The following is a 1,645-nucleotide window of genomic DNA, read 5'->3' as shown; positions in this document are numbered from 1 at the left end:
GGGCTGTGAGGGGCTGGGCTGCGAGGGGGCGGGCCGCGAGGGCGGAGGCCATCATTCGCCGGCCTCCTTGCCGGCGGGCTTGGTTTGCGCGTCGTGGGTTTGGGCGCTGTGCGTAGCTTCGGCGTTATGGGCGGAGGCGCTGTGCGCGGCCTCGGCGTCACTGGCTGCCGTGCTGTGCGCGGCCTCGGCGTCGTGCGCGGCTTCCACGGATTCCAGCTTCTCGCTGTGGATCAGCCGCTCGGCGACGGTCAGCGGCGAGTCGTGGTCGTCGACCCTGACCCGCACCGGGTGTTCGTCGTCGGCCGGCGGCTCCAGGTCCCCGAACTGCGAGTCGAGCAGTTCCGGCGGGAAGAAGTGGCCGTTGCGCGCGGTCAGCCGGCGGGCCACGGTCTCGCGGTCGGCGTCCAGGTAGATCAGCCGGACCTGCGGCCGTCCCCGGAGCAGCCGGTCGCGGTAGGTGCGCTTGAGGGCCGAAGACGTCACGACACCGGGCCGGCCCCTGGCGGTGGTCTCGTCGATCCACTGCCCGATGTTGTCCAGCCAGGGCCAGCGGTCCTCGTCGGTCAGCGGATGGCCGGCCGACATCTTGGCGATGTTCGCCGCCGGGTGGAAGGCGTCCGCCTCGGCGTACTCCCAGCCCAGGCGGCCGGCCAGGAGCGAGCCGATGGTGGTCTTCCCGCTGCCGGAGACGCCGGTGATCAGCAGGATCGGGGGCTGGGCGCCACTGACGGCGTCCGCTGCGGGGTTTGGTTCGGCGTTCACGCTTGCAGTCTCCTTTGACCGTGTCCGCGACACCTCGTGGCGCGACACGCGTCACCGTAGGCCAAAAAGTATGACGATTGAAGAGGCGGTGACTATTCCGTAATACGAAGAGGCCTCCGCGCCGATCCCCGCCGGGAGCGCGATGATGGTCGGGTACGTCGGGCATGCCACGGGAGGAACGAATGCCGGAGTTGGGTAAGGGACTGGCCGGCAAGGTCGCCGACGAGCTCGGCCAGGCCATCGCCAGCGGCCATCACGCCCCGGGCGACGTGCTGCGCACCGACGACCTCGCGGAGCGCTTCGGCGTCAGCCGCACCGTCATCCGCGAGGCGGTCCAGGCGCTCCAGGCGAAACGGCTGCTCCGCAGCACCCAGCGCGTGGGACTCACGGTACGGCCGGTACAGGAGTGGCACCTGTACGACCCGGACGTCATCCGCTGGCGCCTCGCGGGCCCGGAGCGCGTCACAGTGCTCGACGAGCTCACCGAGCTGCGCGGGGCCGTGGAGCCGGCAGCCGCCGCGGCGGCCGCGCGCCACGCGGACCGCACGATGCGCACCAAGCTGCTGGAGAGCTCGGCGCGCATGCGCGCGGCGGCGGCGGTGGGCGACCGGACGTCGTTCCTGGAGGCGGACGTCGATTTCCACCGGCTGGTACTGGCTATGTGCGGTAACCCTTTGTTCGCCCAACTGGCGCCGGTGACCGAGGAACTGCTGCGCGGGCGCGCGGCGCTGAAGCTGCTGCCGACGGCGCCGGATCCGGCGGACGCCGATCGGCACGACGCGGTCGCGGTCGCGGTGGCGTCGGGGGATCCGGGGCGGGCCGAGGTGGGGATGCGGGCGGTGGTCGCGGAGTCGTTGGAGGACATTCACATGCGGTTGGGGGC

Annotated in this window: 2 protein-coding genes; one reads left to right on the top strand and one right to left on the bottom strand. The window is 71.9% G+C overall.

Annotated features, from left to right (window positions below):
* Positions 1-51: 51 nt before the first annotated feature.
* The gene (locus tag KGQ19_RS48530; protein WP_212022409.1) at positions 52-762 is read right to left on the bottom strand and encodes a gluconokinase; all 711 of its coding nucleotides are present in this window, start codon (positions 760-762) and stop codon (positions 52-54) included.
* Between the two features lie 182 nt (positions 763-944).
* Here KGQ19_RS48530 and KGQ19_RS48525 point away from each other — a divergent pair.
* A partial coding sequence (locus KGQ19_RS48525; protein WP_212022407.1) for a FadR/GntR family transcriptional regulator occupies positions 945-1,645 on the top strand: 701 nt, incomplete at its 3' end.

The sequence above is a fragment of the Catenulispora pinistramenti genome, assembly GCF_018274385.1.
Lineage (GTDB): Bacteria > Actinomycetota > Actinomycetes > Streptomycetales > Catenulisporaceae > Catenulispora > Catenulispora pinistramenti.
This window is presented reverse-complemented; position numbering and strand designations above follow the sequence as displayed.